The sequence below is a fragment of the Nostoc sp. FACHB-190 genome, assembly GCF_014696905.1.
Classification (GTDB): Bacteria; Cyanobacteriota; Cyanobacteriia; order Cyanobacteriales; family Nostocaceae; genus Nostoc_B.
The window spans coordinates 1-9587 of the sequence record NZ_JACJQW010000083.1; the positions used below are offsets into that span (position 1 = coordinate 1).

Below are 9587 nucleotides of genomic sequence, written 5' to 3' on the forward strand. Positions count from 1 at the left end.
GTCTATTTTTCCTCATATAGTTGTGTATCTTCTTTTACTTAATATTGAACGCCTAACTCCTCTTGCACGTAGTTGTGGTTTTGACATTCATATTTCCAGGTGCAAGAAGTGAGTCATCAGATTTATAGCGTCACACACCCTACAGAAAAAATATGCCAGTTGCGTAAGTCCTATTATTATCGGGGTTTATTTCCACTGACCTAACTACAACTGAGCAGCTTGATAAAATATCCAAACAGTAAAGAAAGCAAGTGAGCATAACTCACCTGCTTTTTGCTTTTTTATAAAAATTCTCTAAATTTACCTGTTCCTAGTATTTCCTTAACCTTGATTCAGTAAATTTTCGAGGACGATTTACACAGAAAAATTAGTCTCTACTTAATTTGCAGTATATACAAAAACACTCAATGCAGTCGCATAGAACTTGTTTTATCGGGACTGCCTAATTGAAGCCTAATTCTATGTTTACGAGCGATAGACAGACTTCTTTCGCTCTAAATTTCATGAGCTATACATCTGAGGAAAAATAGTAATGTCAATTCAATTTAATGGCTCTTATTCTGAGAACTTTGATAGTTTGGCATCTTCTGGGAACAGTAATGTAGTTCCTACTGGTTGGGCATTGTTGGAAACTGGAACCAGTGCAAATGTAAACGGACAGTACACGGCTGGTACTGGCTCTAATACCGCAGGCGATACATACAGTTTCGGTGCAACAGGTTCTAGTGAGAGAGCTTTTGGAACCTTGCTTTCAGGTACGATAACTCCCACAATCGGTGCAAGTTTTACGAATACAACAGGTAGCACAATTACAACGTTGAATCTGTCCTATCGAGGTGAACAATGGCGTTTGGGTGCAGCTAACAGAGGATCTGATCGCTTAGATTTTCAGTACAGTATGGATGCAACTTCTTTAAATACAGGAACTTGGGTAGATGTTGATAATTTAGATTTCAATTCTCCCGTAACTACCGGAACTGTAGGGGCGCTGGATGGAAATACTAATAGCAGCCAAGTCACCACAACAATTACAGGGCTAAATATCCCCGTTGGAGCCACTTTTTGGTTCCGTTGGCTGGATTTTAACGCCTCCGGTTCAGATGATGGCTTGGGGATTGATGATTTTTCCCTTTCTACTGGAGTCACACCGCCTGCGGTTCCCACAGTAGCGATCGCAGCTACCGATGCAACCGCCGCCGAATCTGGAACAGAACCAGGAACTTTCCGCATCACCCGCACAGGCGATACAACCAATGCGTTGACTGTTAATTACACTGTCGCTGGTGGTGCAAATCAGACAGACTACACACCAAACCTGACGGGTAGTGTGATCATCCCTGCTGGACAGTCCTTTGTGGATGTCACAATTACACCCGTGGATGACTCGCTGGTGGAAGGGAATGAAACAGTTACGCTGACGCTGGTGGATGCTGCTGATTATGATTTAGGTGCAACTGCCACAGCTACAGTCACAATTACCGATAATGATGTTGCGCCTGGGGCAGTTCGTATTCATGATATTCAAGGCACAGCACATATTTCACCACTCAATGGCCAAGGTGTGGTGAATGTCGCCGGGATTGTTACAGCGATCGCTTCTAACGGCTTCTACATCCAAGATCCCACTCCCGATAATAATGATGCAACCTCCGAAGGGATTTTTATCTTCACTGGTACTACTTCGGCTATTCTCAGCGCCCGTACTGTCGGCGAAGCAGTTTTAGTTAGTGGTACGGTATCAGAGTTTCGTCCTGGTGGTAGCTCTAACAACCTGACTATTACCCAAATCGGTAATAACAACAGCGTACAGAGTTTGAGTGTGAGTGCTTGGACAACTGCACCAACTACAACTATTACCCCAACAATACTAGGCAATGGCGGACGGACGATACCCACCCAGGTAATCAATGATGATACTAATGGGAATGTAGAAACAGGTGGAGATTTCGATCCGGTAAATGAAGGTATCGATTTTTACGAAAGTGTAGAAGGAATGTTGGTGCAAATCAATAACGCGATCGCCACATCTCCAACCTCCAACTTTGGTGCTTCTGAAGAAATCTGGGTGCTGGCAGATAACGGTGCTAATGCCACAAGTATTACTGAGCGCGGTGGCAGCTTGATTACAGCCACGGACTACAATCCAGAACGGATTCAAATTGATGATTTAATCAATGGCTCAATCACATTGCCTGATGTAAATGTCGGCGCTCAACTCAGTACAATTACAGGTGTGGTCAGCTATGATTTCAACAATTATGAAGTCCTGCTTCCATCTGCACCTATAGAAGTACAGGCATCTACTTTACAAAGAGAAGTTACAAACTTAACAGGCACTGCTGATCAATTGACAGTTGCTACTTTCAACGTGGAAAATCTTGATCCTGGTGATGGTGCAACTCAGTTTGCTAACTTGGCTAACAGAATTGTGAATAACTTGCGATCGCCTGACATTATCTCTCTAGAAGAAATTCAGGATAATAACGGGGCGATTAATGACAGTGTGGTGGATGCCAGTGTAACTTTTCAGACATTGATAGATGCGATTGCTCAAGCTGGTGGCCCTACCTACGAATATCGTCAAATTAACCCAGTGGATGATACCAACGGTGGTGAACCTGGGGGTAATATTCGTGTCGGCTTCTTGTTTAACCCCAATCGCGTCAGCTTTGTTGACCGTCCTGGTGGTGGTTCCACTACGAACATTTCCGTCACTAATGTTGATGGTAATCCCACCCTTTCTACCAGTCCTGGGTTAATTGACCCGACAAACCCCGCTTTCAGCAGCAGCCGTAAACCTTTAGTTGGTGAGTTTATCTTTAACGGTCAAAGTGTTTATCTCATTGGTAATCACTTTAACTCTAAAGGTGGCGACCAACCTTTATTCGGGCCAAATCAACCGCCAGTTCTTAGCAGTGAAGCGCAACGCCAGCAACAAGCCACAATTGTTAGAAACTTTGTGCAAGAGGTTTTGACAATTGACCCCAACGCAAATGTAATTGTGCTGGGTGACTTGAATGATTTTGAGTTTTCTAATCCTCTCACCACATTAGAAAGTGCGGGACTGACTTCTTTAATTGAAACGCTACCTGCAAACGAGCGTTACACCTATAACTTTCAAGGTAACGCCCAGGTACTTGACCATATTTTGGCAAGTCAGAACTTGGTGAATAACTTAGATGGCTATGATGTTGTTCATATCAACTCAGAGTTTTTTGATCAAGACAGCGACCATGATCCTGTTGTAGCGAGGTTTAATTTACCACCAGCCAACCAAGCACCAACGGCAGTGACATTTAATAATACTGTTACCAGCATCAACGAAAATACCAACACAACTAACCGCATCAAAGTTGCAGATATATCTATTACCGATGATGGACGAGGCACAAATAACCTGAGTTTGACTGGTACAGATGCGAGTTTCTTTGAAATCGATAATTCTGTATTGTATCTGCGGGCTAACACTAACTTAGATTTTGAAACCCGTTCTAACTACAGTGTGACGGTGGCTGTTGATGATCCGACAGTTGGTAATACTCCCGATGCTACTGCTAATTTCTCCTTAGCCATTAATAATATCAACGAAACACCAATTGCGAATAATGACAGCGCCACTACCACTGATATTCAACCAGTAATTATTAATGTCTTAGCTAATGATAGCGACCCAGATAGTAATCCCCTGACTATCAACAGCTTTACCAATTCTACAACAGGTACTGTAGTCAGAAATAACGACAACACCTTTACCTACACACCGGAAATTGGCTTTACTGGGACTGACAGTTTTACTTACACCGTTAGCGATGGTAATTTAACCACCACCGCTACAGTTAATCTCACCGTTACCCTTGGTAGTAACCAGATTAACGGCACTAACGGCAGTAATATACTTTTGGGAACTAGCAGAATCGATATTATCCGAGGTTTGGGGGGTAACGATATTATTAGCGGCTTAGGTAATAACGATGTCATCTATGGTGGAGATGGCAAGGACATGATAGATGGTGGCGCTGGTAATGACAGTCTCTATGGTGAGAATGGCAATGATATTCTGACTGGTGGAGATGGCAATGACACCTTGAATGGTGGTGCGGGTGACGATATGCTGCTTGGGAATGGTGGTAATGACATCCTCATCGGTGGCTTAGGTCGAGATATTCTGACTGGTGGCAATGGGAGAGATAGCTTTTATCTGAATAATGGGGCTGGAAATGCGGATATCATCACTGACTTTGTATCGGGCGTTGATAGCTTTGTGATTTCGCAGTCAGAGTTTGCGTTTAACCAGGTAATAGGTACACTAGAGCCTAGTTTATTCCGTCTGGGTACAAGTGCCACCGCAGCCAGCGATCGCTTTATCTACAACAGAAGTAGCGGTAAACTATTCTTTGATCAAGATGGTATTGGTAGTGTCGCCAAAGTCCAAATAGCGCAAATATCTAATCGACCAACTCTGAGCAGTACTGATTTTAATGTGATTGCATAACGGAGTAATATCTAAGACTTACATAGGGGTGTATCTAACTCTTACACCCCTACACCCAATCTTCACACGCCAGTTTACTCAAGTCGCATTATTTTAATTTTGCTCCCCGAACTATCAGCCGCAACCACAGCCACCCTAACCCACTGCCAATAAAATAATAGGGGAAATCTACCCAAGTGAAAGCTGTACCCATTAACATTCTTCCCCACCAAAATGAACGCACCCAATTTAAAAAAGGTGGATGCCATAACTGCATAAATTCTAATAAACAAGTAATGGCTAATACCCATAAAGGGATTTGCCAAACTGCCTTGCGAGTCGGAATAAATAGAAAGGCCAGCAAGCACCAAAATATCTCATAAAAAATCCCTCCTACTTCTTGGTTTAACCACCCAATAGAATAGCGATAGTGGCTGTATACAGCACTTGCGTCTGTTATGAGGTACAATAAATTAAAATATAAATACCTCTAAATGAAGTCATACTCTGTCGATCTTCGAGAAAAAATAGTTGCAGCACATCTTCAAAAAAACATTTCAATTAGAAAAGTAGCTAACATATTTTCCGTCTCAAAAAGTTTAGTTCAAAAGCTTGTAAAGCAACAAAAACTTGAAGGTAATTTACAATCCAAGCCGCGAGGAAAGCCACAATTTAGTCATCTAACAAATGCTGACATAGAGTTGAGAGAATTAGTTGAATCACATCCAGATGCAACATTGATAGAGTTGTGTGAATTATTTGCAGATAAGACTGGCAATTGGGTAGGTCAAAGTGCAATGTGTCGTGCGTTACAGAAATTAGGATTAAATCGTAAAAAAAAACAAGGCGGAGTACCCAAGCGGGGACAGAAAGAGTCCTGAATTTAAGATTAGATTATTGGGAAAAGGTCAAACATATAGAGCCAGAAAATTTAGTATTTTTGGATGAAACTGGTGTCCTACTTGGGTTAATGAGGACTCATGCCCGTTCAGAAATGGGAACAAGAGCTTACTCTCTTAACCCCTTCTATAGAGGCTCAAAAGTTACAGTAATTGGAGCAATTAGTATTAAAAAAGTAGTTGCATTAATGACAATGAATGGTTCAATGGATGGCATTGCATTTGAATTATTTATTGAGAAGTTTTTAGTGCCAAATTTATGGTCAGGAGCAGTGGTAGTAATGGATAATTTATCCGCACATAAACTAGATTCAATTGTGCCAATGATTGAAGCTGTAGGTGCGAAAGTTATTTGTTTATCCCCATACTCCCCCGATTTTAATCCAATTGAATTATGGTGGTCACAACTTAAATCTTTTTTACGCAATTTTGCTCCAACTACAACAGAAATGGTTGATAAACTAATCTCAGTTGCACTCGACTTAATAAATCCTCAACATTTAAGAAACTGGTTTGCTAGTTGCTGCTACTGTACCTCATAACAGCCGTAGGTGCTGTAAAAGTCCAACAGGCAGAACAATAATTAGTGAAAGAATGGTGCGCCAGCGAATGTTTGTCAGTGATAACATTGAGCATTTCCGAATTATAGGGGGGACAAGGTAGACAAGGGAGACAAGGGGGACAAGGGAGAGAGATATAACAGTTGAAGAAGTATAGGTGAGTAAATTTAAAAGGCATACATGCTAGGTATAGTCAGACTTTTACCTTCTACCTCATCTCGACTGCGCTCGGCGACCTTCTGCCACATTTATAAATCATTGAGGATTGCAATATTTTGTTTTAGCTAAAAGTGCTGTCCCGTAAGCGGCTTCGGTGTAAACTGAAGCAACGACAGGTACTCTTAAATGTCGTTGACGAATAGCAGTCCAAGTAGAATTTGCTGCACCGCCACCTGCTGTATATACTCGTTGTACTTGATTTGCGCCCAAGCTTTGTAATAGTTCATATCCCCTGGCTTCTATCCGGGCAATACTTTCTAGTAAACCGTGTAAAAATTCTTTTGGTGTTTCTGGACGTGGTGTGAGTCGTGGCGGTAATTTGGGGTCATTAATCGGAAAGCGATCGCCTGGTTGTAACAAGGGATAATAATCTAAGTTGCTGACTTTGGCTGGATCAATTTCCCGACTCAAATTTTCTAACTCTGCATTCGTAAAAAATTCTCGCAACACTGCACCACCCGTATTAGACGCACCGCCAGTCAACCACAAATCACCAAACCGATGACTGTAAATTCCATATCTGGCATCTTCTATCCGAGTATGGCTCAATAATTTCAGTACCAAGGTTGAACCCAGCGATGTCACAGCTTCTCCTGGTAATTCTGCACCACTGGCAATAAAAGCAGCAATACTATCAGTTGTACCCGCACACACTAAGCAATCGCGGCGAAAACGAAATTGCATTGCAATATCTGGGCGAATTTCGGCGATGGGTGTCCCTGGCGCTAACACTTGCGGTAACTGAATCGGTATTTCTAAATTTTTTAACCATTCTGGATATTCCAAGGCTTCCACGTCATAGCCTAGCTTTAAAGCATTGTTGTAATCACTAATACCTAATTGTCCATGCAGCAAAAAAGCTAACCAATCGGCTTGGTGGAAGAAATAGCGAGCTTCTGCAAAAAATTGTTGCTGTGACATCCACAGAAATTTGGCAAGACTGGAAGTAGCACTTAATACTGTATGGTTTGGTGGTGCAATTTCTCTTAGCTGCTCTAGTACCACCGCCCCCCGTGCATCGTTGTAAAGTAAAGGGACATCTACAGGCTTACCAGCCCCATCACAAAGCAAAACAGTAGAGGAAGTACCATTAATAGCGATCGCCTTGATTTGTTGCCGTAATGGCTCAGGAATATCGGCTAATAAACTCCATAACCTATGACTCCAATGTTGAGCCGTCTTTTTCTGCAAAGGATAGCGCACCTCTGTTTGCACATTCCCTTGCTCATCAATGACCACTGCCCTTGCGCCAGAGGTTCCATAATCAATCCCTAAATACAAATCCATATTTTTATAAATTTTTATTGATCGAGAGTAAAACCCTATCCCCTTGTGGGTGGGGTTATAAGCGAGCCAGGAACTCTGGTACATTAGGATTATCTACCTGAGACATGACATTTCTTAAATGCAACGCCAGTTGTTGAGGAATAAGAAAAAGTGGTTTGTCCGTGATGGTAGAAACAATTGAATCTGTATTCACTGTTGTGAAATAGATTCAAATTCTTCTCCCTACAAGCAGCTTGGCTGTGCCGGGGAGACAGGGTACAGTCAATTATCCGTATGTTTCGACCGATTATTTCGGTTAGTTACAAGCCGCATCCCTTTGTGGGTGGGGCAGTTGACAATGAAAGATAACTATAGACTACTGATTCACCAGGGCTATTGTTGCATCTTGTAACAAGATATTCCCCAAAATCGGCAAAACAAGGAAAAGTAGTAAACGAACTGTCGAAAATCGATTTAAGTTTAGGAGGTTTTCAACAATGACCATCTCAGATACCCAAGTTTATATTGCTCTAGTTGTGGCGCTAATTCCAGGCGTTCTGGCTTGGCGTTTAGCGACAGAACTTTACAAGTAAGCCCTTGCTCTGAATTTCTTAAGCAGAGCTTCACAGTAAGTGCCACACCCTTACACAACAATCAGGCTTTGCTTGGTTGTTGTGTTTGTGTTTAGGGAGGGAACAGGGAAAGTTAAATAGGAAGTTGACAGATATAGCAGTTTGTCTACATTGCACGCATCAAGAGTGATCAAATTATGTGTAGGACTCATACTTGATTTATGAAAAAAATCAGTACACCCAGATCAGCCGTCTTTCCTACTCCCTGCTTACACAACTAGATTCAGGAATCAAACCGTATTCCTATAGGCGATCGCACAAAAAAATTTACTTCGCAAATTAACCGCAAATCGTTCTTGTGGAGAGAAGAACATCTGCCAAAAGTCAGAGGTTTTTGAAATTACACAAAGCAAACTGTTAATCATACCCAGTTGCAACTGCTCAAGGCAATTTGGGATACAGATAGATTCTTCGGGGGTAAAAAGATGGTTAAGCTATCTAACCCTGCTCTCCACGAAGAACCCCGTTATCAGTCAACAGCGATTATTGCGCTGAGACAAGAACAATCTTTGCTTGATTGGTTAGCAAGTACTGGTCGATTAGAACCTTATGTATTTGTGGAACACTATTACGAAGATGAGGAAGACGACGAGGAAGAAGTGGTTGAGCAGTGTGAATATGAAACAGGGGAAATAGACCATTTAGAGGAGTGAAATTCGCTACCAACGACATAAACTGCTGTTGATGTAGCAGAATTTAGGAGTCAGAAGTCTAAAGTCAGAACGACAATAGACTATCTATCTAGTTTTGATAACTAATTTGTCTACTTCACTCACGCTTTGCCATCTTTTGCAAAAGCGGAAGATGGCAAATTTCCCCATCCTCAAGTAATTTTCAAATCTAATGAGCAAGGACAATACCAGTGGCTCCAGATTGATTTCTGAAGTTAAACAATGTCTGCTGTTAGCTGTTCCACTAGCAGCAGCCCAACTAGCCCAATCAGCGACCGGCTTTGTCGATACAGTGATGATGGGTTGGTTAGGCAGTCAGACGATCGCATCTGGAGGCTTGGGTGCGGCAGTATATACCTTTTGTTTGATGATTACTACAGGTATTATTGCTGCTGTTAGCCCCTTAGCAGCAGAAGCATACGGAGCCGGGAAGCCTGAACAAGTTGGTCAAATTGTGCGACAAGGGTTAAGAATCTCCCTGCTATTAGGCATTCCAATTACAGTATTACTTTGGCATGGTAGTACTTTGCTGGTACTGTTGGGGCAGGATGTGAATGCAGCCTCACTAGCACAAACTTATTTAAGAGCGATCGCTTGGGGTTTTATCCCTGCATTGGGTTTTGCTGTATTCAAAAGCTTTCTGTCTGCCCTTTCCCAACCGCAGTTAGTGATGGTAACTGTTGTCTTGGGTACGCTGCTCAATATTACAGCTAACTATGTTTTAATGTTTGGCAAATTCGGACTACCCGCCCTGGGACTAGTACAGCAAGGCGGAAATAAGCAGACCATTAAAGAGCCAAAACTTTGCCCTTATAAGTCCACTGAAAAGGTTTAGCCATTGTTTGATTAAAGTAGTCGATAAACTGGAG

The 9587-nt window shown here is 42.1% G+C and carries 9 protein-coding genes; 6 read left to right on the forward strand and 3 right to left on the reverse strand.

Translation table 11 applies throughout. The features are described from left to right. The first annotated feature begins 532 nt into the window (after nucleotides 1-532). On the forward strand, nucleotides 533-4492 hold the full coding sequence (locus H6G28_RS37580) for a DUF8508 domain-containing protein (protein WP_190677928.1): 3960 nt from the start codon (nucleotides 533-535) through the stop codon (nucleotides 4490-4492). Nucleotides 4493-4580: 88 nt separating this feature from the next. On the opposite strand, the gene H6G28_RS35565 is transcribed toward H6G28_RS37580, so the two are convergent. Beyond that, complete coding sequence (locus tag H6G28_RS35565; protein ID WP_397330359.1) at nucleotides 4581-4940, reverse strand: ribosomal maturation YjgA family protein; 360 nt, start codon at nucleotides 4938-4940, stop codon at nucleotides 4581-4583. Between the two features lie 25 nt (nucleotides 4941-4965). Between H6G28_RS35565 and H6G28_RS35570 the strand changes: the two genes are divergently transcribed. After that, the gene (locus tag H6G28_RS35570; RefSeq protein WP_190677931.1) at nucleotides 4966-5352 is read left to right on the forward strand and encodes a helix-turn-helix domain-containing protein; all 387 of its coding nucleotides are present in this window, start codon (nucleotides 4966-4968) and stop codon (nucleotides 5350-5352) included. Between the two features lie 59 nt (nucleotides 5353-5411). Further along, nucleotides 5412-5912 carry a transposase gene (locus H6G28_RS35575; protein ID WP_190677933.1) on the forward strand — a complete coding sequence of 167 codons (501 nt, stop codon included), beginning with the start codon at nucleotides 5412-5414 and terminating at the stop codon, nucleotides 5910-5912. Between the two features lie 273 nt (nucleotides 5913-6185). Here H6G28_RS35575 and H6G28_RS35580 read toward each other — a convergent pair whose 3' ends face one another. After that, complete coding sequence (locus tag H6G28_RS35580; protein WP_190677936.1) at nucleotides 6186-7436, reverse strand: FGGY-family carbohydrate kinase; 1251 nt, start codon at nucleotides 7434-7436, stop codon at nucleotides 6186-6188. Between the two features lie 55 nt (nucleotides 7437-7491). Further along, complete coding sequence (locus H6G28_RS35585; RefSeq protein WP_190594020.1) at nucleotides 7492-7629, reverse strand: hypothetical protein; 138 nt, start codon at nucleotides 7627-7629, stop codon at nucleotides 7492-7494. Between the two features lie 283 nt (nucleotides 7630-7912). On the opposite strand from H6G28_RS35585, the gene psaM reads away from it, so the two are divergent. The 3 genes from psaM (at nucleotide 7913) to H6G28_RS35600 (ending at nucleotide 9553) form a co-directional block, all read left to right on the forward strand. Further along, a complete protein-coding gene (gene psaM / locus H6G28_RS35590) occupies nucleotides 7913-8008 on the forward strand; it encodes a photosystem I reaction center subunit XII (protein ID WP_062295108.1) in 96 nt (31 codons plus the stop codon). 464 nt (nucleotides 8009-8472) lie between these two features. Next, on the forward strand, nucleotides 8473-8700 hold the full coding sequence (locus H6G28_RS35595) for a DUF3134 family protein (RefSeq protein ID WP_190677939.1): 228 nt from the start codon (nucleotides 8473-8475) through the stop codon (nucleotides 8698-8700). Between the two features lie 190 nt (nucleotides 8701-8890). After that, nucleotides 8891-9553: an MATE family efflux transporter gene (locus tag H6G28_RS35600; protein ID WP_242054748.1), complete on the forward strand. Its 663-nt coding sequence runs from the start codon at nucleotides 8891-8893 to the stop codon at nucleotides 9551-9553. Nucleotides 9554-9587 lie beyond the last annotated feature (34 nt).